26 protein-coding genes are annotated in these 25,535 nt (G+C 30.4%); 14 read left to right on the top strand and 12 right to left on the bottom strand.

Translation table 11 applies throughout. From position 1 onward, the window contains the following. Positions 1 to 6: 6 nt before the first annotated feature. From AAC008_RS05630 to AAC008_RS05605, 6 genes are all read right to left on the bottom strand, one after another. Positions 7 to 849: a rhomboid family intramembrane serine protease gene (locus AAC008_RS05630; protein WP_339887951.1), complete on the bottom strand. Its 843-nt coding sequence runs from the start codon at positions 847 to 849 to the stop codon at positions 7 to 9. Positions 850 to 878: 29 nt separating this feature from the next. Beyond that, complete coding sequence (locus tag AAC008_RS05625; RefSeq protein ID WP_339888144.1) at positions 879 to 1,625, bottom strand: rhomboid family intramembrane serine protease; 747 nt, start codon at positions 1,623 to 1,625, stop codon at positions 879 to 881. Continuing rightward, positions 1,625 to 3,460: a DNA mismatch repair endonuclease MutL gene (mutL, locus tag AAC008_RS05620; protein WP_339887950.1), complete on the bottom strand. Its 1,836-nt coding sequence runs from the start codon at positions 3,458 to 3,460 to the stop codon at positions 1,625 to 1,627. The genes AAC008_RS05625 and mutL overlap by 1 nt, the downstream gene beginning before the upstream one ends. Next, positions 3,460 to 3,735 (bottom strand): hypothetical protein, encoded by a 276-nt coding sequence (locus AAC008_RS05615; protein ID WP_026718069.1) that lies wholly within the window; start codon positions 3,733 to 3,735, stop codon positions 3,460 to 3,462. Before AAC008_RS05615 ends, mutL begins: the two co-directional genes overlap by 1 nt. Before the next feature lie 104 nt (positions 3,736 to 3,839). Further along, positions 3,840 to 4,319, bottom strand: a complete 480-nt coding sequence (gene ribH, locus AAC008_RS05610; protein ID WP_339887948.1) for a 6,7-dimethyl-8-ribityllumazine synthase — start codon at positions 4,317 to 4,319, stop codon at positions 3,840 to 3,842. A gap of 2 nt (positions 4,320 to 4,321) precedes the next feature. Then, positions 4,322 to 5,104, bottom strand: coding sequence for a tetratricopeptide repeat protein (locus AAC008_RS05605; protein ID WP_339887946.1), 783 nt, complete (start codon positions 5,102 to 5,104; stop codon positions 4,322 to 4,324). A 156-nt stretch (positions 5,105 to 5,260) separates the two neighbouring features. Here AAC008_RS05605 and recF point away from each other — a divergent pair, with 156 nt between their 5' ends. The 7 genes from recF (at position 5,261) to gap (ending at position 11,468) form a co-directional block, all read left to right on the top strand. After that, complete coding sequence (recF, locus tag AAC008_RS05600; RefSeq protein WP_339887945.1) at positions 5,261 to 6,340, top strand: DNA replication and repair protein RecF; 1,080 nt, start codon at positions 5,261 to 5,263, stop codon at positions 6,338 to 6,340. A 53-nt stretch (positions 6,341 to 6,393) separates the two neighbouring features. After that, entirely contained in the window at positions 6,394 to 7,401 is a 1,008-nt protein-coding gene (murB, locus tag AAC008_RS05595; RefSeq protein WP_339887944.1) for a UDP-N-acetylmuramate dehydrogenase, read from the top strand. A 117-nt stretch (positions 7,402 to 7,518) separates the two neighbouring features. Beyond that, on the top strand, positions 7,519 to 7,722 hold the full coding sequence (locus tag AAC008_RS05590; RefSeq protein ID WP_339887943.1) for a membrane or secreted protein: 204 nt from the start codon (positions 7,519 to 7,521) through the stop codon (positions 7,720 to 7,722). Between the two features lie 18 nt (positions 7,723 to 7,740). Beyond that, positions 7,741 to 8,847, top strand: coding sequence for a glycosyltransferase (locus AAC008_RS05585; protein ID WP_339888143.1), 1,107 nt, complete (start codon positions 7,741 to 7,743; stop codon positions 8,845 to 8,847). A 5-nt stretch (positions 8,848 to 8,852) separates the two neighbouring features. After that, positions 8,853 to 9,398, top strand: coding sequence for a sigma-70 family RNA polymerase sigma factor (locus AAC008_RS05580; protein WP_339888142.1), 546 nt, complete (start codon positions 8,853 to 8,855; stop codon positions 9,396 to 9,398). Positions 9,399 to 9,505: 107 nt separating this feature from the next. Continuing rightward, entirely contained in the window at positions 9,506 to 10,381 is an 876-nt protein-coding gene (gene lipA, locus AAC008_RS05575; protein ID WP_339887941.1) for a lipoyl synthase, read from the top strand. A 94-nt stretch (positions 10,382 to 10,475) separates the two neighbouring features. Then, positions 10,476 to 11,468, top strand: coding sequence for a type I glyceraldehyde-3-phosphate dehydrogenase (gap, locus tag AAC008_RS05570; RefSeq protein WP_339887940.1), 993 nt, complete (start codon positions 10,476 to 10,478; stop codon positions 11,466 to 11,468). On the opposite strand, the gene AAC008_RS05565 is transcribed toward gap, so the two are convergent. Next, positions 11,451 to 12,266: a purine-nucleoside phosphorylase gene (locus AAC008_RS05565; protein WP_339887938.1), complete on the bottom strand. Its 816-nt coding sequence runs from the start codon at positions 12,264 to 12,266 to the stop codon at positions 11,451 to 11,453. The genes gap and AAC008_RS05565 overlap by 18 nt on opposite strands. Beyond that, positions 12,238 to 13,257: a tetraacyldisaccharide 4'-kinase gene (gene lpxK, locus AAC008_RS05560; protein ID WP_339887936.1), complete on the bottom strand. Its 1,020-nt coding sequence runs from the start codon at positions 13,255 to 13,257 to the stop codon at positions 12,238 to 12,240. The genes AAC008_RS05565 and lpxK overlap by 29 nt, the downstream gene beginning before the upstream one ends. Positions 13,258 to 13,341: 84 nt before the next feature. On the opposite strand from lpxK, the gene AAC008_RS05555 reads away from it, so the two are divergent. The 6 genes from AAC008_RS05555 (at position 13,342) to AAC008_RS05530 (ending at position 21,684) form a co-directional block, all read left to right on the top strand. Further along, complete coding sequence (locus tag AAC008_RS05555; protein WP_339887935.1) at positions 13,342 to 14,436, top strand: Nif3-like dinuclear metal center hexameric protein; 1,095 nt, start codon at positions 13,342 to 13,344, stop codon at positions 14,434 to 14,436. A gap of 3 nt (positions 14,437 to 14,439) precedes the next feature. After that, entirely contained in the window at positions 14,440 to 15,219 is a 780-nt protein-coding gene (locus tag AAC008_RS05550) for a C4-type zinc ribbon domain-containing protein (RefSeq protein ID WP_339887934.1), read from the top strand. Between the two features lie 182 nt (positions 15,220 to 15,401). Beyond that, positions 15,402 to 16,199, top strand: a complete 798-nt coding sequence (gene rluF / locus AAC008_RS05545; RefSeq protein WP_339887933.1) for a 23S rRNA pseudouridine(2604) synthase RluF — start codon at positions 15,402 to 15,404, stop codon at positions 16,197 to 16,199. Between the two features lie 32 nt (positions 16,200 to 16,231). Then, positions 16,232 to 18,076 (top strand): cystathionine beta-synthase, encoded by a 1,845-nt coding sequence (locus AAC008_RS05540; protein WP_339887932.1) that lies wholly within the window; start codon positions 16,232 to 16,234, stop codon positions 18,074 to 18,076. 229 nt (positions 18,077 to 18,305) lie between these two features. Continuing rightward, entirely contained in the window at positions 18,306 to 20,153 is a 1,848-nt protein-coding gene (locus AAC008_RS05535) for a Xaa-Pro dipeptidyl-peptidase (RefSeq protein WP_339887931.1), read from the top strand. 220 nt (positions 20,154 to 20,373) lie between these two features. Then, a complete protein-coding gene (locus AAC008_RS05530; RefSeq protein WP_339887930.1) occupies positions 20,374 to 21,684 on the top strand; it encodes a DUF2254 domain-containing protein in 1,311 nt (436 codons plus the stop codon). Between the two features lie 8 nt (positions 21,685 to 21,692). Here the strand turns inward: AAC008_RS05530 and AAC008_RS05525 are convergent, their stop codons facing one another. The 3 genes from AAC008_RS05525 to ffh form a co-directional block, all read right to left on the bottom strand. Continuing rightward, a complete protein-coding gene (locus AAC008_RS05525) occupies positions 21,693 to 22,184 on the bottom strand; it encodes a GNAT family N-acetyltransferase (RefSeq protein ID WP_339887928.1) in 492 nt (163 codons plus the stop codon). Between the two features lie 80 nt (positions 22,185 to 22,264). Next, positions 22,265 to 23,152, bottom strand: a complete 888-nt coding sequence (locus tag AAC008_RS05520) for a tetrahydrofolate dehydrogenase/cyclohydrolase catalytic domain-containing protein (protein WP_339887927.1) — start codon at positions 23,150 to 23,152, stop codon at positions 22,265 to 22,267. Between the two features lie 76 nt (positions 23,153 to 23,228). After that, on the bottom strand, positions 23,229 to 24,566 hold the full coding sequence (gene ffh, locus AAC008_RS05515) for a signal recognition particle protein (RefSeq protein WP_339887926.1): 1,338 nt from the start codon (positions 24,564 to 24,566) through the stop codon (positions 23,229 to 23,231). A 145-nt stretch (positions 24,567 to 24,711) separates the two neighbouring features. Between ffh and AAC008_RS05510 the strand changes: the two genes are divergently transcribed. Continuing rightward, positions 24,712 to 24,966, top strand: coding sequence for a heavy metal-binding domain-containing protein (locus AAC008_RS05510; protein WP_339887924.1), 255 nt, complete (start codon positions 24,712 to 24,714; stop codon positions 24,964 to 24,966). 174 nt (positions 24,967 to 25,140) lie between these two features. Here the strand turns inward: AAC008_RS05510 and AAC008_RS05505 are convergent, their stop codons facing one another. Then, positions 25,141 to 25,527: a response regulator gene (locus tag AAC008_RS05505; RefSeq protein ID WP_339887923.1), complete on the bottom strand. Its 387-nt coding sequence runs from the start codon at positions 25,525 to 25,527 to the stop codon at positions 25,141 to 25,143. Between the last annotated feature and the right edge of the window lie 8 nt (positions 25,528 to 25,535).

Genomic DNA, 25,535 nt, shown 5'->3' with positions numbered 1-25,535 from the left:
GCCTGCTTATTTTCCGAGTTTAAAAAGAAATTCTTTTTCTTCTTTTGTCAAACTATCATAACCTGATTTACTTATTTTATCTAAAATATCATCTACTTTTTTTTGCTCAACATCTGTTTTAGCAACTTTAGAAAGATTTGAACTAGGTTTATTTACGTGAACTCTTGAAAAAGGTGTTTTCTTTTTTACTGGTCTTTTAAAAGATAAATTAGAAAACGGTTTGGCTAAATCTGTTCCTCTTTTTAACAAAAATACATATAAGAAACCGAAAAACGCACCCGAAAGATGAACAATATGTCCTCCTGTATTTACCAACAACAATTGCAAGATATCTATGAAAAGAACTAAAGCCGTTATATGCCACAATTTTATTCTTCCGATCAAAGGAATTTGTAAAATATAATAAGGTGAATAAGTTGTTGCAGCAACTAACAAAGTCATGATAGCACCACTTGCTCCAACAACAGGAACTGTTATTCCTAAAAAATAATAAATTAAGACAAAAACAAATCCAGCAAAAATTCCTCCAAGTAAATAAACCACTAAGTATTGTTTTTCTGTGAAAAATGTAAGGAAAAATCGACTTACAAAATGTAGCGTCAGCATATTAAACAACAAGTGAATAAAATCTGAATGCACAAACATATAAGAAATCAATGTCCATGGTTTTGTTGCTACATCTGAAAAAGTAGAGTAAAGCACTAACCATTTAGGAAAAGAAAAAGCACCAGATTTAAAATTATAAAAGAAAACAATAGTCAACAAAAAAATACCTATGTTCCAAAAAATAAGTTTTTGAACAATACCGTTATTTGTATATTGGTTTTTTAAATCTTGGAAAATATTCATGTGTTTATTTATTCTAAAATCTACTATATTTATCTATCCCAACGGTTATCGTTAAATTGATTTTTTTTCCAATACCACATCATTAAGAAACCACATAATGCACCACCTAAATGGGCAAAATGAGCAATTCCTGTTCCACCATCACCAAAAATTGAATTTCCTTTTAAACCTAACACTAAATCAATAACTAAAATTCCAGGTACAAAATATTTGGCTTTTATCGGAACTGGAATAAACATCAAAGCTAATTCAGCATTTGGATATAAAAATGCAAACGCAACTAGTAAACCATATATTGCTCCAGAAGCACCAACAGCTGTTCCGTAAAACACACTATCCATACCATTAAATTGAGCTTGAGTAATAATTCCGTTGAATAAATCAAATTTTCGTTCGTTGAAAGCAGTTAAAATTTGAGAGCTAGACAAACCACCATCGAATAATGGTTGAATTGCTTCATGAAATTGATAATAATTGAAAGCAGAATACAATACGGCTGAACCTAAACCACAAGAAATGTAGAAAAAGATAAACTTCTTTGCTCCCCATCTATGCTCTAACGCACTTCCGAATGAATATAAGGCAAACATATTAAATGCAATGTGCATCAAACCTCCATGCATAAACATCGAAGTCAAAGGTTGCCAAAGTTTAAACTTCTCGCTTTCAAAATAATGTAAAGCCAATAGATCATAAGAAGCAGGTACGAATTGGCTTCCAATGAAAAATAAAATATTGATAATTAACAGCTGCTTAACTGTTTCGGTGATGTTCATCATAAAGAGAATCGTTTATCTAAATCATCAGTTGTTATTGTGATGAATGTTGGTTTATGAAAAGGTGAAATATTTGGATCTTTACAAGCAAACATAGCATTAACCATATTGTCTATTTCTAACTGTGTTAGATAAGTTCCTGTTTTTATAGCTAAACTATTTGCCATAGATTTGGCTATACTATCATTTTGAGAAAAACTACTTTGTGGAAAGTCTTGTTGCAAGTCGTTAACTAAATCATCTAACAAACTAGGCACTTTTCCTTCTTGAACATTGGTTGGAATTCCAGAAAAAATAACGGTTTCTTTTGTAAATTTATCGAATACAAAACCCGTGTGTTCCAACTGGACTTTTAATTCTTTTAGTAATTCTAATTCGTGTGATGACATTATGATTGATAAAGGAAATAATAATTGTTGACTATTTCCCTTTAATATAGTAATGTTTGTTAAAAATTGTTCGTACAAAATACGTTGATGTGCTTTTCTTTGATCAATAATTAATAAACCTGATTTTATTGGACTTACAATATATTTTTTCTGTAATTGATAGTTTTTTTGAACAACTGAATCTACTTCTACATTATCAAATAAAGAAGAGGCTACTTCATCAGATTCATAATGATTACTTTTAGATTGAAATTCATCGGTTAATCCAACATATAAACTTTCCCAATTTGCCGTCTCCTTCTTTTGATAGACATGACGAACAGGCTTTTCAGTAGATTTTACAAAAGGATTAAAAGTTGTATCAAATTCTACTACAGGAGCATCTGCTTCTTTTTTAGAATATTCGTATGGTGTATCTAAATTAGAATCACGTTCAAAATCTAAAATTGGAGAAACATTGAATTGACCCAAACTATGTTTAATACTAGCTCTTAAAATTGCATAAATAGATTGCTCATCATCAAACTTAATTTCAGTTTTTGTCGGATGAATATTAATATCAATGGTATGTTTTGGTACATCAAAATATAAAAAATAAGAAGGTTGTGTTCCTTCTTTCAATAAACCATCATATGCATTCATAATCGCATGATGCAAATAACCACTTTTTATGTATCTATCATTTACAAATAGAAATTGTTCTCCTCTGTTTTTCTTGGCGAATTCAGGTTTTGAAACAAATCCATGAATTGCAACTATGTCGGTATTTTCAGTTACAGGAACTAATTTTTCATTAGTTTTTCCTGTAAAAAGATTCACAATACGTTGCCTATAATTTGAAATAGGTAAATTTAAATATTCTTCTCCATTATGATATAAGATAAAACAAATATTTGGATGCGCTAAAGCTACACGTTGAAATTCATCAACTATGTGCCTAAATTCAACTGTATCTGATTTAAGAAAATTTCTTCTTGCTGGAATATTATAAAACAAATTTTTAACTGAAAAAGAAGTTCCAGTTGGAGAAACAACAACATCTTGAGAAGTAAATTTACTTCCTTCAATTATTATATGTGTTCCTAATTCTTCAGCTGCTAGTTTCGTTTTTAATTCAACATGAGCAATAGCAGCAATTGAAGCTAAAGCTTCACCACGAAACCCTTTGGTATGTAAATCAAATAAATCTTCTGCATTTTTTATTTTTGAAGTAGCATGTCGATCAAAACACATTCTAGCATCAATAATATTCATACCAGAACCATTATCAATTACTTGAATTAAGGTTTTACCAGCATCTTTTATAATAAGTTTTATTTCTGTAGCGTTTGCATCTACTGCATTTTCAATCAATTCTTTCACTACAGAAGCAGGTCGTTGAACAACTTCTCCAGCGGCAATTTGATTGGCAACGTGATCAGGTAATAGTTTAATTTTTGCTGACATTAATATAAATCGATATTTAGCGAACGTAAAATGAAGTAACAAATTAAGATTAAAACACCAGCTATAATTGCTATTCTAAAACTACTTGACCTTGAAGAATACATTTTACTTTCTGCATGCCAACCCGTTCTAAAGGAAATACGTTTTTCAGTATCTCTCAATAGTCGTCTGTTTTCAAGTCTTTGTTCTCTTTGTTCTTTTTGTTCGTCATAATAGCGAGGTTGATAATCAAACCTTCTATGAGAATGAAGTCTTAACAATGATTTAATAAACATAGCATTTTTGTTAGTTAAATAATAATCAAATTTACAGAATTATTAGCTAAAAGCCATAAAAAAACCTACTCAAATGAGTAGGTTAACTATTTTTTAAGTCAAATTTAACCCAAAGTTACCATTTTAATAGCTGCAATGGCTGCTTCAACTCCTTTGTTTCCGTGTTTTCCACCACTTCTGTCAAGTGATTGTTGTTTGTTGTTGTCTGTTAAAAGACAGAAAATTGTAGGAACATCATACATTAAGTTTAAATCTTTAATTCCTTGCGTTACACCTTCACAAACATATTCAAAATGCATTGTTTCTCCTTTGATAAGAGAACCAATTACTATAACTGCATCGACTTCAACTTGTTCGTGCATTTTCTTGGCTCCAAAGATTAGTTCAAAACTTCCTGGCACATTCCATCTTACAATGTTTTCTGACAAAGCACCGCAATCCACTAATGTATCAAAAGCACCTTTAAAAAGACCTTCGGTTACATCGTCGTTCCATTCTGAAACAACAATCCCAAACCGAAAATCTTTCACGTTTGGGATTGCGTTTTTATCGTAATTAGATAAATTTTTATTTTCTGTTGCCATATTTATTCAACTCTTGCAATATATCCGTCAATATTTGCCGCTTCTGTAGAAGTGCTATATTTTTCTTTAATTGTTTTGAATGATTTTAAAGCCACTTCGTTTTTACCATTCAACATAGCTAATAAACCATGTTTCATTAAATAACGAGGAGACGTAAAATCATTATCAGAAGCTTCAGCAGCTTTTAAATAATAAGAAAGTGCATCATCAACTTTTTTCAATTCAGAGAATGAATCACCGATAGCTCCTAAAGCAATTGGTTTTAACATTTCATCATCAGAAGAAAATTTCTCTAAATGCTCTACCGCTTTTTTATAATCTTTTAAATTTAAATAAGACATTCCAGCATAATACTGAGCCAAGTTAGCTGACTTAGTTCCAGAATATTCTGAAATAATTCCTTCAAACCCTAACTTTCCTTCAGCGCCTTTTAACGCTAAATTAAATAATGAATCCGGAGTAGCCTGTCCATCAACTGCTTGCTTAAAGTATTGTTGCGATTGAAACATTTCGTTAACTGCTTTTTCTTCATTTGGTTCAACAATAAACCTGTCGTAAACAAAATAAGCAACCAATAAAAGAACTATTGCTCCAACAACTCCCATTATTAATTTTTGATTTTTAACAACCCAGTCTTCCGCTTTATTAGCTTGAACGTCTAGGGTTTCAAAAACTTCTTCAGTAGTACTATCCCCGTCAAAAGTTCCATCAATTTCATTTGATGCATCATCTGCAATATCTTTTGGTTTAGGTGCTTTATATCCTCTTTTGTTATACGTTGCCATTTGCTTTTAATTTAATGAGGTGCAAAAATATAACTTTTATTGAATTAGCCATAAAAATTTTAAGAAAATTAAAAACAATCTCTCTATTATTTTCCATAATTTACACTTAAATTTGTGCTTTACTATTTTTTCACCTCCCAAATCTTAAATTTACTAGTGTTTTTAAAATCCATTTCCTTACTTAATTACAAGAACATAACCGATCTACAATATGACTTTGATACCAAAATCAATAGTTTTGTTGGTAAAAATGGTGTTGGAAAAACAAATGTTTTGGATGCTATCTACCATTTGGCTTATGGAAAAAGTTATTTTAACCCATTAGCAAGCCAAAATATTAAGCATGGTGAAGAATTTTTTGTAATAGATGGTATTTTCGAAAAAGAGGAAAAAGAAGAAAAAGTAGTTTGTAGTCTAAAAAAAGGGCAAAAAAAAACCATAAAACGCAATGGTAAAATTTACGATAAACTATCAGAGCATATTGGTTTTATTCCTTTAGTTATTATTTCTCCATCTGATTCTGATTTAATTACAGAAGGAAGTGAAACGAGAAGGAAGTTTATTGATAGTGTAATTTCTATTTTAGATAATTCCTATTTGAATGAATTAATTCGTTACCAAAAAATTGTCTCTCAAAGAAATGCTTTACTGAAGTATTTTGCGTTAAATCAGGTTTTTGATGCTGATAATTTAGCCATTTATGACGAACCAATGGCTGAAATTGGATTAAAAATATTCAACAAAAGAAAACAATTTTTAGATAGTTTTATTCCGATCTTCCAAAAACATCATCAAACTATTACAGATTCGGCAGAAGAAGTACAACTAAAATATGAAAGTCAATTGTTTGAAAATTCGTTAGAAAATTTATTAAAGAATAATTTACCTAAAGATAAAGCCTTACAATACACTTCAGTTGGAATTCACAAAGATGATTTATCGTTTGAAATTGATGGTTTTCCTATTAAAAAATTTGGTTCTCAAGGCCAACAAAAATCGTTTTTAATAGCTTTAAAATTAGCTCAATTTGAATTTATCAAAGAAAAAAGTGGTGTTCTTCCCATTTTATTATTCGATGATATTTTCGACAAATTAGACGAAACAAGAGTTCAAAAAATAGTTTCCATGGTAAATAATGATGTTTTTGGACAAATTTTTATCACTGATACTCACGAACAGAGAACCGAAACAATAATTCAATCTACTCTTCAATCTTATAAGATTTTTAAACTTTAAGTTGATATTATTATTGAATAATAAATCATATTTTTGTCCTTTAATTTTTACCTATGAATTTTCAGTCAAATTTTCAATTAAAAGAATACAATACGTTTGGTATTTCTGCTCAAGCAAAAGAGTTTGTAGCTGTGACAAATACAAACGAATTAGCTTCTGTTCTTAAATCGAATCAAGATATTTTTGTACTTGGCGGAGGAAGTAATATGTTGTTAACTCAAAACATTGAAAAATTAGTCGTTCATGTAAATTTAAAAGGAATTGAAATTGTAAAAGAATACGAAAATCATGTTTGGGTTAAAGCTCAAGCTGGTGAAAATTGGCACGAATTTGTCCTTTGGTGCATTAAACATGATTTTGGAGGACTTGAAAATTTATCTTTAATTCCAGGAAATGTTGGCACTACACCAATTCAAAATATTGGTGCTTATGGCGTTGAAATTAAAGACACTTTTGATAGTTGCACAGCCATGAAAATTGATGATCAAAGTATAAAATCATTTGATAAAGCAACTTGTAATTTTGGTTATAGAGAAAGTGTTTTTAAAAACGAATTAAAAAACCAATACATTATTACTGATGTAACTTTCAAGTTAACCAAGACAAATCATAAAATCAATACTTCTTATGGAGCAATTGATACTGAACTAGAAAAAGACAATATTACAAATCCTACCTTAAAAGAGATTAGTAATGCTGTAATTTCTATTAGACAAAGTAAACTTCCAAACCCAAAAGAACTTGGAAATAGCGGAAGTTTCTTTAAAAACCCAATTATTTTAAAAGCAGATTACGACAAAATCAAGCAAAATCATCCAGAAATACCTCATTATGTGGTTTCTGAAACAGAAGTCAAAGTTCCCGCAGGCTGGCTAATTGAACAAGCTGGTTTTAAAGGAAAGCGCTTTGGTGATGCTGGAATTCACAAGAATCAAGCTTTAGTTTTAGTGAATTATGGCAACGCAACAGGTCAAGAAGTTTTAGCCGTTTCAAAAGATATTCAACAAACTATTTTTGAGAAATTTGGAATTTTTATTGAAGCTGAAGTGAATGTGATATAGAGATATTGGATGTACAGATATTAGATGTTCAGACTTTCAGAAAATCTATCATCCGAAAATCTGAAAATCTAACAATACTTTATTATCTTTGTACCCAATAAAAATTACACATTAAAGATGAAACTTATTTTACTTACCATAGGATTATTAGCACTTGCATTTGCTGGAATTGCTATAAAGATTTGGGCGAAAAAAGACGGTAAATTCTCAGGAACTTGTGCTAGTCAAAGTCCATTTTTAAATAAAGACGGAGAAAGCTGTGGCTTTTGCGGAAAAACTCCAGAACAAATGAAAGATTGTACAGAGACATCTCATAACTAATTTATTTAAATGGAAATGATTTTATTCATTTTGCTTTATTCATTCATAGCAATAGTTGTGATTCAATTTATTTATTATATCGGAATTTTTGGTCGATTTACTTTTGCTAAAAAACAAGATATTACTCCTAAAAAAGTTCCGGTTTCAGTTATTGTTTGTGCAAAAAACGAAGCTGAAAACGTAAAGAAATTTTTTCCATTATTAATTAATCAAAATTATTCGGATTACGAAATTGTCTTAATTGACGATGCTTCTAGCGATGAAACTCTAGATCTTTTTGAAGAATTTGAGAAACAATATCCAAATGTAAAATTGGTTAAAGTTGAAAACAATGAAGCCTTTTGGGGAAACAAAAAATTTGCTTTAACATTAGGAATTAAAGCGGCAACAAAAGACTATTTAGTATTTATTGATGCTGATTGCTATCCAAATTCAAAAGATTGGTTGCAACAAATTACATCTCAATTCACCATGAAGAAAACAATTGTTTTAGGTTATGGTGCTTATGATAAAATTAAGAATTCATTCTTAAATAAAATCATTCGTTACGAAACCCTTTTAACCGCTGTTCAATATTTTTCTTGGGCTAAAATAGGGAAACCTTATATGGGTGTTGGACGAAATTTAGCTTATAAAAAATCTGTTTTCTTTGACAATCGTGGATTTATGGATCATATGCGAGTGCGTTCTGGTGACGATGACTTGTTTGTCAATCAAGCTGCTGATAAAGAAAATACTGCTATAATTTTTTCAGAAGAAAGCTTTACCTATTCAACACCAAGAACAACTTTTAAAGATTGGTTTAACCAAAAAAGAAGACACGTAACTACTGCAAAACTCTACAAACCTTTTGATAAATTCCAATTGGGATTATATTTCCTTTCGCAAGTTTTGTTCTTTGTTTTGGCTATTATTTTATTAGCTTTTCAATTTCAATGGATGATTGTTCTAGGAATTATTTTATTTAGATACATATTTACATGGATTTCATTAGGCTATGGAGCAGGAAAATTAAATGAAAAAGATGTAATGTATTGGTATCCAATTATAGAATTAGTGCTTATATTTACACATATCAATATATTTTTAACAAATATTTTTTCTAAACCTGTACATTGGAAGTAACATCAATTATCATACAAACCAACATTGAAAAAGCTCAAATGGGTGACCAAGTAGCTTTTACTTTTCTATTAGATTTCTATTGGAATGAAGTTTATGGTTTTATGATTAAACGTACTGAAAATGAAACTGACACAGAAGACATTGTAATAGAAACTTTTGCCAAAGCTTTCGATAAAATTAGCAACTATAATACTGAATATGGCTTTAATACTTGGTTAATTGCCATTGCAAAAAATGTTCATATTGATATGCTTCGCAAAAAGAAATCTTCACTTTTTGTTGACACTAATGATGATTCTAATTATGCTAATTCAATTGCTGATGATTCGCCAACTGCAGAAGATGAATTGATTATTGAACAAAATTTAGCTCAACTATTACTTTGTATTAAAGAATTAAAGCCTGCTTATCAAGAAGTAATTCAAATGCGTTATTTTCAAGAAATGAGTTACCAAGAAATAGCAGATCAATTAGAAGAACCTTTGAATAATATTAAAATAAAGCTTTTAAGAGGCAAGAAATTGCTGGCTGAAATCATTAAGAAAAAATAATATTTTCTGTTTTAAAAACTTCTATTACTTTTTAACTTTATTTTCTAAATTCTAACTTCTGAATTCTAAATTCAATATCGTATCTTTGCCATTCAAATTTTAAGCCGATGAACAACGCTATAGAAAATGTATTCCCACCAAGAGAACCAAAACCAAAATGGCTCCGTGTAAAATTACCAACAGGAAAAAAATATACTGATCTACGTGGATTAGTTGACAAATACAAATTAAATACTATTTGTGCATCTGGAAGTTGTCCAAACATGGGTGAATGTTGGGGTGAAGGAACTGCAACATTTATGATTTTAGGAAACATTTGTACACGTTCATGTGGTTTTTGTGGTGTAAAAACGGGTCGTCCAGAAGATGTTGATTGGGATGAACCAGAAAAAGTTGCACGTTCTATCAAACTAATGAGCATTAAACATGCAGTAATTACAAGTGTAGATAGAGATGACATTAAAGATATGGGTTCAATCATTTGGGCAGAAACAGTGAAAGCAATTCGCAGAATGAATCCAACTACAACACTAGAAACACTTATCCCTGATTTTCAAGGAAATACTAGAAACATAGACCGAATTGTAGAAGTTGCTCCAGAAGTAGTTTCACACAATATGGAAACGGTTAAACGCTTAACTCGTGAAGTACGAATTCAAGCGAAATATGAAAGAAGCTTAGAAGTACTTCGTTACTTAAAAGAACAAGGAATCAAAAGAACTAAATCTGGAATCATGTTAGGTTTAGGAGAAACAGAAGAAGAAGTTATCGAAGTTTTACACGATTTAGCTAATGCTAAAGTAGACATTGTAACTATTGGACAATATCTTCAACCCTCAAAAAAACACTTACCTGTTAAAGAATATATCACTCCAGAACAATTTGAAAAATACGAAAAAATAGGAAAAGAATTAGGATTTAGACATGTAGAAAGTGGTGCTTTAGTTCGTTCGTCTTATCATGCTGAAAAACATATTTTATAAAAATGGTTAAAAGTTTAAAAGGTTATGAGGTTAAAAGAAAACCTACACACAAACCCTTTTAAAATTTTAAACATTAACCTTTTAACCCATAAAAATGACTCGCATCGCAATTAATGGTTTTGGAAGAATAGGTCGAAATGTTTTTCGCTTATTATTAAATCATCCTACAATAGAAGTTATTGCAATCAACGATATTGCTGATACAAAAACCATGAGTCATTTAATTAAATATGACAGTATTCATGGTGTTTTAAAAGAAAAAGTTTCACATACTTCAAATTCGATTGTTATCAATGACAAATCGTATTTGTTTTTTAGTGAAAAAGAAATCAAAAACTTAGATTGGAAATCTTTAAATATTGATGTTGTAATTGAAGCAACAGGAAAATTTAAAACTACAGAATTATTAAATCAACATATTTTAGCTGGAGCCAAAAAAGTAATTTTATCTGTTCCACCTGAAGATGACATCATAAAAACAGTTGTTTTAGGTGTAAATGAAGATATTTTAGATGGTTCTGAAACTATAATTTCAAACGCTAGTTGCACCACAAATAATGCTGCTCCAATGCTTAAAATTATGCAAGAATTATGTGGAATTGAGCAAGCATACATTACGACGGTTCACTCCTACACTACTGATCAAAGTTTACACGATCAACCTCATAAAGATTTAAGAAGAGCAAGAGGTGCTTCACAATCTATAGTACCAACGACAACAGGTGCAGCCAAAGCCTTGACTAAAATTTTTCCTGAACTAGAAGGTAAAATTGGTGGTTGTGGCATACGCGTTCCTGTTCCAGATGGTTCTTTAACTGATATTACTTTAAATGTAAAAAGAAAAGTTACAATTGATGAAATTAACGCTGCATTCAAAAAAGCATCTGAAATTAATTTAAAAGGAATCTTAGATTACACGGAAGACCCAATCGTTTCTGTTGATATAATTGGCAATACTAATTCTTGTCTTTTTGATGCGCAACTAACTTCAGTAATTGACAACATGGTTAAGATAGTTGGTTGGTATGACAATGAAGTTGGTTATTCATCAAGAATTATTGATTTGATTTTAAAAATTAGAAATTAAATTCTTAATCAAGCTTCTCACATGTGGTTCAGCTTTTTTAGCTGCTTTTAAAACTTCTTCGTGATTTACTTCTTCTATATTTTCAACATCACCCATATCTGTAATTACTGAAACTCCAAAGCAATCCATATTCATGTGTTTGGCTACAATAACTTCTGGAACTGTTGACATTCCAACACAATCACCACCAATTGCTTTTACCATTTTATATTCAGCTAACGTTTCAAAAGTTGGGCCTTGTAAACCTACATAAACACCTTCTTTAACATCAATATTCAAGTTTTTTGAAATTTCTTTAGCAGATTGAATCATTTTTCTAGAATATGGTTCACTCATATTTACAAATCTTGGTCCAAAACGTTCATCATTATGCCCTCTTAAAGGATGTTCTGGCATCATATTAATATGATCAGTTATAATCATAACATCACCAACAACAAAATTTGGATTAACTCCACCAGAAGCATTAGAAACAATTAAGTTTTGTAAACCTAAGTATTTCATCACACGAACCGGAAAAGTAACTTCTTGCATATTATAACCTTCATAAAAATGAAATCTACCTTGCATAGCCAACACTTTTTTTGTTCCAATTGATCCAAATATCAAAGCTCCTTTATGACCTACAACAGTCGAAACTGGAAAATTTGGAATATCTTTATATTCTAAAGTATATTCAATTTGAATGTCTTCTGAAAAACCTCCTAAACCTGAACCTAAAATCACACCAAAATCTGGTTTGAAATTATTTGTTTTTGATTGAATATAATTAACGGTTTCTTGAACTTTGTTCCACATAATCTGTTATTTTTTTATCAAAATCAGTACTAGCGTTTAAAAATTTTGCTTGAATTGGTAAATAATATAGCTGCTTTTTGGGCAACTTATCATTCAGTCTTACATAATCTTTTTCGGTTGTAATGATTTTATTATTTTTTGCTTTATTTAAAATTGAATTTATATCTTTTTCTTCAAAATTATGATGATCTGGAAAAATCAAAGTTTGACTAGAATTTACTTCTAAAAAGTCAAAAAATGGCTTTGGTTTTGCAATTCCAGCAACGATAACTTTTTCTTCTTCTTTTATTTCATTTAACGAAAGTCGACCTGATTCATTATACACATTCGCATCATAAGCAATTGAAGTAAAATAAATAGGTTGCGAAACTTTCAATTTATCTTTAATTTTCTGTTGTGCAAGTTCGTCAATATCATTGGGGCATTTAGTGACAATTATCATATCAGCACGATTTTTTCCAAAACTTGGTTCACGTAAATTCCCGAAAGGCAAAATAAAATCATCGCAAAATAAATCATCATAAGCAGTCAATAAAATATAAAACCCAGCTTTAACTTTTCGATGTTGAAAAGCATCATCTAACAAAATAACGTTTGGTTTTTTATCTAAATCCAAAAGAATTTCAATGCCTTCTACTCTATTTTCATCAACAGCCACAATAGTTTTTGGATATTTAGAATAAAATTGAAAAGGCTCATCACCAAGCGTTTTTGCATTTGCGTTATGGTCCGCCAAAACAAAACCTGTTGTGCTTCTTTTATAACCACGACTTAGAGTTGCTACTTGATAATTATCGGACAATAACCGAATTAAATATTCAATTTGAGGGGATTTTCCTGTACCACCAACACTCAAATTTCCAACTGCAATAATCGGAATATCAAAGCTTTCACTTTTAAAAAATCCGACATCATATAGAAAATTTCTAATAAAAGTCACTAACCAATAAATTAGCGCGATAGGAAACAGTAGTTTTCGAAAAATATTCATAGCACGAAAATACACTTTTTTTACATCAAATTTTTATCTTGAAATGATTATTCGTTACTTTGTTAAACTAAAATTTATTTCCAAATGAAAATCAAAGACACACTTGCAATCCTTGAAGAAATGGCTCCACTTGGTTATGCCGAAAGTTTTGACAATGTTGGTTTACTACTTGGTGATGCAAATACAAATCTAACTGGAATTTTAGTTTGTCACGATGCTTTAGAAACAGTTATTGATGAAGCTATTGCTAAAAATTGCAATTTGGTTGTATGCTTCCATCCTATTCTTTTTGGTGGTTTAAAGAAAATTACTGGAAAAAATTATGTCGAAAGAGCTGTTATTAAAGCCATTAAAAATGATGTAGCAATTTATGCCGTTCATACAGCATTAGACAATCATAAAGATGGAGTTAATAAGATTTTTTGTGATGCTTTAGGAATAGAAAATTCAAAAGTATTGATTCCAAAACAAAATTATATTCAAAAATTAGTGACTTATACAGTTTCTGATAATGCAGAAAAATTAAGAAATTCATTATTTGATGCTGGTGCAGGAAATATAGGAAATTATGAAGATTGTAGTTTCAGTAGTCAAGGTATCGGAACTTACATGGGAAATGAAAATAGCAATCCAGAAATGGGTTCGCGATTTGAGTTTGTAGAAGCTAAAGAAATTAAAATTGAAGTCACATTTGAAAAGCATTTGCAATCAAAAATCATAAAAGCATTATTCTCAAATCATGTCTATGAAGAAGTTGCATATGAAATTTACAGCATCGAAAATGAACATCAAAATATAGGCTTAGGAAGAGTTGGCTCGCTTAAAAACGCTCTTTCAGAATCAGATTTCTTACAATTAATTAGAGAAAAACTAGATTGCAAAGGCATTAGACATAGTAAACTTTTAGGAAAACCCATTAAAAAAGTTGCTGTTCTTGGTGGATCAGGAAGTTATGCAATAAAGAACGCTATTGCCTCGGGAGCAGACGCTTACCTTACGGCAGATTTAAAATACCATCAATTTTACGAAGCTGAAAATCAACTATTATTGGCCGATATTGGTCATTTTGAAAGCGAAAGATTTACAAAAAACTATATTGTTGATTATCTTAAAGAAAAAATCACTAATTTTGCAATCATTTTATCACAAGAAAATACAAATCCAGTTAAGTACTTTTAAAATATGGCAGCTACTAAAGAATTAAACGTTGAAGACAAATTAAGAGCATTATATGCTTTACAACTAATCGATTCTAAAATTGATGAAATCAGAAATGTTAGAGGTGAATTGCCTTTAGAAGTTGAAGATTTAGAAGATGAAGTTACAGGACTAACTACTCGTTTAGACAAGTTAAAAGCTGACTTGGAAAGCATTGATGAAAAAATCAAAGAAAAGAAAAATGCAATTGATGAGCATAAAACTTCAATCAAAAAATATTTAGAACAACAAAATAATGTTCGTAATAATAGAGAATTCAACTCTTTGGCTAAGGAAATGGAATTTCAAGAATTAGAAATTCAATTGGCTGAAAAGCACATTAAAGAAATGAAAGCTTCTTTAGAGCACAAAAAAGAAGTTATCGGACAATCAAAAGAGCGTTTAGAATCTAAACAAACGCACTTAAAGCATAAAAAATCTGAATTAAACGATATTTTATCTGAAACAGAAAAAGAAGAAACTTTCTTAACTAAAAAATCAGAAGAATATCAAAAACAAATAGAAGAAAGATTGCTAAACGCTTACAACAGAATTAGAGGAAGTGTAAGAAACGGAATGGCAGTTGTTTCTATCGAACGTGGAGCTTCGGCAGGATCTTTCTTTACAATTCCACCACAAACTCAAATGGAAATTGCTGGTAGAAAAAAAATAATTACTGATGAACATAGTGGAAGAATTTTAGTTGACAGTATGTTAGCTGAAGAAGAAAGAGAAAAAATGGAAAAGCTTTTCGCTAAAATGTAATATGAATCCCGATGAAAATCGGGATTTTTTTTTGCCTTTATTTTTGATTATAGATACGATTTTTAAGCTCTATCCGTTTATAACAATTTTCCATATTATATTAAATTCTAAATAATCTTAAAGCTCTAGAAATTCATAATTCATAATTCACAATTCATAATTCTATTTCATATCTTTGCACTATGGAAGAAAATGCAACACGAATTAATAAATTCTTATCAGAATCTGGCTATTGCTCTCGCAGAGAAGCTGATAAGTTAATTGAACAAGGAAGAGTCACAATTAATGGAGTTGTCCCAGAAATGGGAACAAAAATCACTTCAAAAGACCAAGTTCGTGTCGATGGCACTATGATTAATGAAAATACTGAAAAAAGAATCTATTTAGCTTTCAATAAACCTGTCGGAATAGAATGCACCACTAATCAAAGTATACGAGATAATATTGTTGATTATATCAATTATCCTGAACGAGTTTTTCCTATTGGACGATTAGACAAAGCCAGTGAAGGTTTAATTTTTATGACCAATGATGGAGATATTGTCAATAAAATTCTTCGTGCAAGAAACAACCACGAAAAAGAATATATTGTAACCGTAAATAAAACAATCACAGAACGTTTTATCCAAAGAATGGGTAACGGTATTCCAATTTTAGAGACTTTGACCAAAAAATGTAAAGTCGAACAAATTAGTAAAACCGTCTTTCGAATAATCTTAACGCAAGGTTTAAACCGTCAAATTCGTAGAATGTGTGAATATTTAGACTATGAAGTTGTAGCCTTAAAACGAACTCGTATAATTAATATTTCATTAGATGTTCCTGTTGGACAATTTAGAAATTTATCTGAATCTGAAATCACACAATTAAACGAATTAATTGAACCTTCAAGCAAAACAGAAGAGGCTAGTTTACCAAAAGTTGACAGAAATATTCCAGGACAAAGAGCTACTCCTAATAAGACTTTTAAGAAGAAATAATCAATGCTCCTATCCAACTCAAAAGAAAAATAATGAAAGAAAATAAAATGCTAAATTACATTAAAGAAGTACTAAAAAACATGCCTATTGGTTGGTTGAATATAACAACTCATAGATTAGATATTTATGATGAAAAATTAGCCAAAACGCAATTTTTAGATCAGTTTGAAACCTTATACAATAACAATAATTCCGACTCACTAGCACTTAATGAATTACCTACTGCTTACGATTATATTCGTTTAGGTCACCCTTTATCTTGTATACTAGAATGGGGAATAGCTAACTTAAACAATCTAAAATCAGAAAATGTAATTAGTTTTTCATCGATGACAGTTCCTGTTTTAGCAGTTCTGAGAAAAAACTTATTAGATAATAAAAAAACCCAAATCATCTATACGGGTAAATTACCTGATTTTTTTGATGCTGAAATAGTAAAAACCATTTATGGCTATCATTTTGATTTAAAGAAAGTTGAAAATACAGAAGCAATTCCAGCTTTTGATGGTAGTACCGTTTTAATTTCAAATGAAGAAAAATTTGATGCAATTGATATTCCAATTGGAGTTGATTTTTTCATAAGTCTTTATAGCAATTTAGGAAGTGTTTTGATTGTTAACGGAGAACAAAATGAAAATTACATTTCAGATATTCAGCATGTAAGAAGAAGAGAAACCATTGCAATGACACCTGATGATTCTCTTACTGCCTTAAAACTTCTTGTATCACAATCTGCCGTTAACACAACAACAAAAAATATTGAAGCAGACAAAAAATCGGTCTTAAATTCAATTAAAAAGATAACAAATACGGAAACAAAACCATTAGTTGCTTCAAGTGGATTATCAATTCAGTATGCAATTTTAATGGGATTAATTCACGATGCAAAAGAGAAACATAGCGGAAAAGCAATCAAAATTATCGTTCCTCCTAATTGTTATGGTGGAACAAATGACCAAGCAAGACGTGTTGCCGCTTGTATTGATAATGTTGAAATAATAGATTTGCTTGTTGATGGTGACAATGACATGGTTCAAAGTATTGATACCGTATTATCTCAAATTGCTAATGAAGATGCTATTCCGTATATCATTGCCGAGATTCCAACAAACCCAAGAGTTGAAGTTCCAAATCTTATAGATTTAAAAAATGTTTTAAGTCAAGAACGCAAAACGGTAAAAGGTTCAATCGCAATTGATCCTGTTTTTATTTTAGATCAAACATTTTGTCCTAATGTACATTTTTTAGGTGAAAATGATATACTTGCAACAGTTAGAACGATTTCATTTGCAAGTGGATCAAAATTCCCAAGTGGCGGACTATGTACTGCAGGTTATTGTGTAGGAAATAAAAAAACAGATGCTTTGATGGAAAAAATAGCTATGCATTTAGATCTTTGTGATAATGAAGCTACAGCGCTTCAATATGAGATATTAGCCAAACAATTGCCTTCAATGAATCAAAGAATTGTTGATGCCTATAAAAATACTCGTGATTTTGTAAATTTCATCCACACTTCTTTACCTGGTGCAAAAATTAATTTTGTTTCAGAAGAATTGACTGAACAAGGATTTACACCTTCTGTTTTTTCATTAGACCTTCCTGCAAAAGGAAATACTGCTACTGAAAAAGAAGCGCATAAGAGAGAATTAAACCTAAAGCTAATCAACTTAATGATCACTGAAATTCCAAATGAAAGCAAATTTTGTGTAAGTTATGGACAGTTAAAAGGATGCTATTGGACAATACCAGCAACCTCTACTCAAGGAACAACTAAAGAAGGTGATAAAGACTATATTGTTCGTGCTTCTCTTTCTCCTAATTTAGATCTTGAACTTCATAAAAAAGTGTTTTTAAAGTTTGTTGAAAGTATTTGATATTGATTTATGATAAGCAAAATCGAATTGGTGTATTAAAAACTAAAAAAATAGGACTAGTAAGAGTTTTATTTAAATAATTTGAACTATACTTTTCCTTCTGAAAAACCACTACGATTAAAAATTTTGTATATATTTGTTATGTTTGTGATTAATAAAATCAAATATCCTAGCGTAAAACGTTAACAAACATTAAAACCAATAAAGACAAAAAAAAAAAAAAGATATCATGAAAAAAATAATCAAATTAAGTTTCTTTTTATCAGTACTAATTTTTCCTTTCATTTCTGCAAATGCACAAACGGTTGCAAAATCTGTTCCTGTTTTTGAAAATGGAGAGGCACAAATTGTTCCTGAATTTAAAGATTCTGAAAAATGGATTAGACATGATCTTTGGGTAGAAACAGCTTTTGACACTGATGGTGACGGTAAAAAAGACCGAATGTATGTTGATGTCACAAGACCTATTCAAACCGATACTGAAGGATTAAAACTTCCTGTTATTTATGAATCAAGCCCGTATTATTCTGGTGTTGCACCAGATGTAGAAGGTGGCTTTTGGGATGTAAATCATGAATTAGGACAAATAGGAAAAGAACGTGTTCATGCAGAAGTGGTTAGAACAGGTAAACGTCCTATTATATCAAACTCACAAGTTTCAACTTGGTTACCTAGAGGTTTTATTGTAGTACATTCTTGTTCTCCTGGAACTGGTTTATCACAAGGTTCACCAACAGTTGGTGGCGAAAACGAATCCTTAGCCCCAAAAGCAGTCATTGATTGGTTAAATGGTAGAGCAAAAGGATATACAACTCCTGATGGAAATGAAAAAGTTAAAGCTTATTGGACTACTGGAAAGGTTGGTATGACTGGTACATCTTACAATGGAACTATTCCTTTAGCAGCTGCTACAACAGGAGTAAAAGGCTTAGAAGTTATCATTCCGGTTGCTCCAAATACATCTTATTATCATTATTATCGTTCTAACGGATTAGTACGTTCTCCTGGAGGTTATTTAGGAGAAGACGTTGATGTTTTGTATGATTTTATTCATAGTGGTGATGAATCTAAACGAGCTTATAGCAATGCTTTAATTCGTGATACCGAAATGAAAAACGGAATGGACAGAATTACTGGAGATTACAACGATTTTTGGGCTGGACGTGATTATCTTAATCATATGGGAACCATGAAAGCCGCTATGCTAATGTCTCACGGTTTTAACGATTGGAATGTGATGCCGGAACATAGTTACCGTATTTATAAGAAAGCCAAAGAAATGGGCTTAGAAACAGGTATTTACTACCATCAAAATGCTCACGGTGGTCAGCCACCAATTAGTATGATGAACAAATGGTTTACACATTATTTATTTGGTATTGATAATGGCATAGAAAAAGAAACAAACAAAGCATGGATTGTTCGCGAAAATGATGACATGAGCAACCCAACACCCTATAAAGATTACCCAAACCCAGATGCTGAATCAATATCATTTTATTTAACTAAAGGTGCTCCGAAAGTTGGAGGTTTAACAACAACTAAATCTTCAAATCAAGGGAAAGAAACTTTAGTTGATAATTATTCATTTACTGGTGAGATTTTAGCTAGAGCTGAAAACACAAATCACCGTGTTTTATATGTAACTCCAAAGTTTTCACAAGATGTGCATATTTCTGGAGTTCCAAGAATTACAGTTAAATTATCCAGTAGTAAACCTGCTGCCAATTTATCAGTTTGGTTAGTATCACTTCCTTGGAATGAAGGAAGAGGCACAAAAATCAATGACAACATCATTACTCGTGGTTGGGCTGATCCACAAAACCATAGTTCGATAAGAAAAGGTGAACCTTTAGTCAATGGTAAATTCTATGAAGTTTCTTTCGATTTAATGCCAGACGATCAAATCATCAAAAAAGGACAACAAATAGGGTTAATGATTTTTTCTAGCGATAAAGAATATACTTTACATCCAGAACCAGGCACGGAATTAACTATTGATTTAGACGGAACAATTTTAACTTTACCTATTGTGGGTGGACTTGATGCTTTTTCTAATGCCGTAAAAGAAAATTAATATTAAGTTGTAATTAAAGCTTCAGTAAAGTTTATTAAATTTTTAATTTAAAAAACCTCTTTGTATTGTTAAATTGGATAAAATAAGATTTAAATTTTTCATGAAATATTGTTTTAATTGAGACGGTTTAGATTAATTTCTTAGATAATAAGATTACTAAATTATATAATTAATCTAAAACCACAAAGAAGATTCTTTGATCACAAAATTCCTTATTAAAATGAAAAAAATACTATTTTTCTATAAAAAGTTGATGACTACTTTTTGGTTTGTTCCTGTATTGATTATTGCTATTTCGATTTTCCTATCTGTTGGGTTAGTTATATTAGATCAAAAATTTACATTTTCACAGGATGGCTTGGGTAAATACTTTTTTGTTACTAGTGCTGATTCGGCTAGAAGTATATTGTCTACTATTTCCGGAGCCATGATAGGTGTTGCAGGAACTGTTTTTTCAGTGACTCTTGTGGCATTAACTTTGGCTTCTTCTCAATTTGGCCCAAGGTTAATTAAAAACTTCATGTATGTAAGACTTAATCAAGTTGTTTTAGGTTCTTACGTTGCAACATACTTATATTGTCTTTTTGTTCTAAATGCTATAAAAGAAGGTGATAATTATACCTTTATACCTGTAATTTCGATTCTTGTAGCCATAATTACTGCTTTAGTTAACATTATACTTCTTATAATATTTATACATAAAATAGCAACAAGTATTCAGGCTGATAAAGTTATTTCAGACATTTCAGAAGTTATTTATGAGCAAATTAATTCTTTGTATCCTAATAAAATGGGGGAAGCATTAGATAACGAAAAAATAAACATTGTTGACACTATAAAGTCAAAATATCTTAATACAATTATTATTAAATCGCCAAAAAGCGGTTATATTCAATATATTGATAGTGAATCTCTTTTAAAAGCAGTTTCTTCTTTTGATACCTTGTTAGAATTGTATTTTAGACCAGGAGATCATTTAGTTGAAGGAATTGAAATTGGAAAATTATACTTTAACAATGATTTAAACAAAGAACAAATCGAAGATATTTGTAATCAATTCGTTATTGGAAAAATAAAAGTTGCAGAACAAGACCTTGAGTTCTCCATTCATCAAATGGTTGAAATTGCATCACGAGCTCTTTCTCCTGGTGTAAATGATCCTTATACTGCTATTACTTGTATTGATAATTTAACGGCTACAATGTGCCGACTTTCTCAAATTGATTTTCCCTCAAAGTATAGAATTGATAATGAGAATAATTTAAGAATAATTGCAAACACAACTGAATTTGAAGGTTTATTAGATGCAGCCTTTAATCAAATTAGACAATTTTCTGCAGGAAGTACAGCTGTAATTATTAGGCTAATGGAAGCACAAATTACAATTAATGGTTTCGTTAAGAAAGAAAATCATAAAAAAGCAGTTATAAAACATGCCAAAATGATTTTAAATGTTGGAAAACAAACCATTAAAGAAGAAATTGACTTTAATGATTTATACGTAAGGTCAAAAAGAATTTTATCTGAGTAAAATAAAAATTAAATCTTCTTTTCCATCACAAAATCTTCCATCAAATAACCATTACCGATTTCAATATCTTCTTCATAAACAACTTCAAAACCTAACTTTTTATAGAAATATTGGGCTTTATTGAAACGATTTACATTTAGAAACAAAACATCATTTTTAATCGCTTTGGATCTATTTTCTATTTCATTAATCAATTGAACTCCATAACCTTTACCTTGCGTTGTTGGCAAAACATAAATTTTATGAATCTTTGTCTTATGGTTTTCAATATTCAATTCATAGGAAGCGAAACCAATGAATTCTCCATTTTCTTCAGCTAGTAAAAAAACATGATTCTTTTCTTCTAATTGTTGACTTAAAGCTTCCAAACTGTAAAATTTATCTAACATGTATGTCAATTGTTCTTTTGACAAAATTTCACCATAAGCAGATGGCCAAATTTCATGAGCCAATTTAGCCACTATTGGTAATTGAGATTTAGTTATTTGGATTATTTCCATTTTTTTTAGAAAAAAATCACGAATTCACACTAAAAAAGTGATGTAAATTCGTGATAATAGTTTTAGTTTATTTTTGAAAATTATGCGTTTTTCATTCGTTTTTGTTCTCTAGCTAAAAGTGTGTTTTTTAACAACATTGCAATTGTCATTGGTCCTACTCCACCAGGAACTGGAGTTATGTATGATGCCTTTTTTGAAACATTCTCAAAATCCACATCACCTGTAATTCTATATCCTTTTTCTGTTGTTTCGTCAGCTACACGTGTAATTCCGACATCTATAACTACAACGTCATCTTTTACCATTTCGGCTTTTAAATAATTTGGAACACCTAGTGCAGTAATAATAATGTCAGCTTGGCTTGTAATTTGGTTGATATTTTTAGTGTGACTGTGCGTTAATGTTACAGTCGAATTTCCAGGAAACCCTTTTCTTCCCATTAAAATACTCATTGGACGACCCACAATGTGACTACGACCAATAACAACGGTATGTTTCCCAGCTGTATCAACGTTATATCTTTCTAATAATTCAAGAATTCCAAAAGGAGTTGCCGGAATAAAAGTTGACATATCTAAAGCCATTTTTCCGAAGTTCTCAGGATGAAATCCGTCAACATCTTTACTTGGATCTACTGCCATTAATACTTTTTGAGTATCAATTTGTTTAGGCAATGGTAACTGAACGATGAATCCATCAATATCATCATTTTCGTTTAATTCTTTGATTTTTTTAAGCAGTTCGGTTTCAGAAGTTGTGTTTGGCATTTTTACTAAAGTAGATTCAAAACCAACTCTTTCACAAGCTCTCACTTTACTTCCTACATAAGTTAAACTAGCTCCATCACTTCCTACAATAACTGCTGCTAAATGAGGAACTTTTTCTCCATTAGCTTTCATTTTTGCTACTTCAGCAGTAATTTCATTTTTAATGTCTTCTGATACTTTTTTACCGTCTAATAAAATCATTTTGTGTTTGTTGTGTGTAGTTGTAGTTAATAATTTATATCTAAAAAAAAGACGCGGTAAAACGCGTCTTTAACTATTATCTCATGCCTTTCATGCCTTGCATCATTTTCATCATATTTTTGCCACCGCCACCTTGCATCATTTTCATCATTTTGCTCATCTGTTCGAATTGTTTCATCAATTGATTTACTTGCTCAATTTTTGTCCCTGAACCTTTTGCAATTCTATTTTTTCTTTTTACATCAATTACTGATGGTTTACTTCTTTCAATTGGCGTCATTGAATGAATGATTGCTTCAATATGTTTGAAGGCATCATCTTCGATTTCAACGTCTTTCATAGCTTTTCCAGCACCTGGTATCATTCCAACCAAATCTTTCATGCTACCCATTTTCTTTATTTGTTGAATTTGGGATAAGAAATCATCAAAACCAAATTCATTTTTAGCAATTTTCTTTTGTAATTTTCTTGCTTCTTCTTCGTCATATTGTTCTTGTGCTCTTTCCACAAGGGAAACAACATCTCCCATTCCTAAAATTCTATCAGCCATACGTGAAGGATAGAACACATCAATTGCGTCCATTTTTTCACCTGTACCAATGAATTTTATAGGTTTATCAACAACAGACTTAATAGAAATAGCAGCTCCACCACGTGTATCACCATCTAATTTCGTTAGAATAACTCCGTCAAAATTTAATTTATCGTTGAAAGCTTTTGCTGTGTTTACAGCATCTTGACCTGTCATTGCATCTACAACAAATAATGTTTCTTGTGGTTGAATTGCTTTGTGAACCTCAGCAATTTCGTTCATCATATGTTCGTCTATTGCTAAACGACCAGCTGTATCGACAATTACTACATTAAATCCGTTTGCTTTTGCGTGTTTGATTGCATTTTGAGCAATTTCAACTGGATTTTTGTTTTCTGGTTCTGAATAAACCTCAACACCAATTTGATCCCCAACTACATGCAATTGGTTAATTGCCGCTGGACGATAAATATCACAAGCTACTAATAATGGTTTCTTATTCTTTTTTGTTTTAAGAAAGTTAGCCAATTTTCCAGAGAAAGTTGTTTTACCAGAACCTTGTAAACCTGACATTAAAATCACTGAAGGTGTCCCTGATAAGTTTATACCTTCAACTTCACCACCCATTAATTCGGTTAATTCGTCTTTAACAACTTTTACCAACAATTGTCCTGGTTGTAAGCTAGTTAACACGTTTTGACCAATTGCTTTTTCTTTTACTTTTGTTGTAAAATCTTTAGCAATCTTAAAGTTAACATCGGCATCTAATAAAGCTCTACGTACTTCTTTTAAGGTATCGGCAACATTTACATCGGTAATTTTTCCGTGCCCTTTTAAAATATGAAACGCTTTATCTAATTTATCGGTTAAATTATTAAACATAATGGTTTGTGATTTTTATAAGCTACAAAGATAGTATAAAGTTGCAAAGTTGCAAAGATGAATATAGCATTTAAAATGAAAAAAATAGTAACAATAATTCAGATTAACAGACTAACACATTAACTTAACGATTAAAGCTTTTATTATGATATTAACAACAACCAATTCCGTAGAAGGTTATAAAATTTTAGAATATAGAGGTATTGTTTCAGGAACTGCAGTAAATGTGCAAAAAATGAAAATGACTTTCAACATGCAAAAATATTATGCAGGAATTAGTGAAAGTGTTTCCGAAGTTAAAGCACAAGCCTTTGAGCAATTAAAAGAGAATGCTGAAAAACTGAATGCAAATGCTGTCGTAGGAATTGCAGTTGACATTGAACTAACCACAACTAATTAGGTTGCTGTATCTATTACCGGTACAGCTGTTAGTATAGTAAAATGATAGTTTAATTTATTTATAGTGATAAAAAAAATGCAGTTTCAAGAATGGTACGGCATTTTAATTTTATTTGGTCTTCAACTTAAAATATTTTTCCTCACAAATTTTTTATTTTGCATCAAATTAAGCTTACTAAATATTTATAATTTCGTTAAAAGCTTGTAATGTGATTGGTTTATTTATGAATTTTTTAATGATAGGATATTCTTTTGAACGGTTAATATCTATTTGGTTATTTGACGAAGTTACCATAACAACGATACAACTCTCTGTTTTATTGACAGGAAAGTTTATTAAATCATCAAGGAATTCAAAACCATCCATTGCAGGCATTTTTAAATCTAACATTATCAAATCTGGAAATTCTGAATCATTCAATACTTTTAACAATTCTAAGGCCTTTACTGCAGAAGTTTCAATAGTTGTTTTTTCGGCTAGTTGATTTTTAGAAATAATATAACTAGATAAATAATTATCAATTTTATTGTCATCAATTAATAAAATATGTTTTTTTTTCATTTTCAAAA

It is taken from the genome of uncultured Flavobacterium sp. (assembly GCF_963975515.1).
Taxonomy (GTDB): Bacteria; Bacteroidota; Bacteroidia; order Flavobacteriales; family Flavobacteriaceae; genus Flavobacterium.
This window is presented reverse-complemented; position numbering and strand designations above follow the sequence as displayed.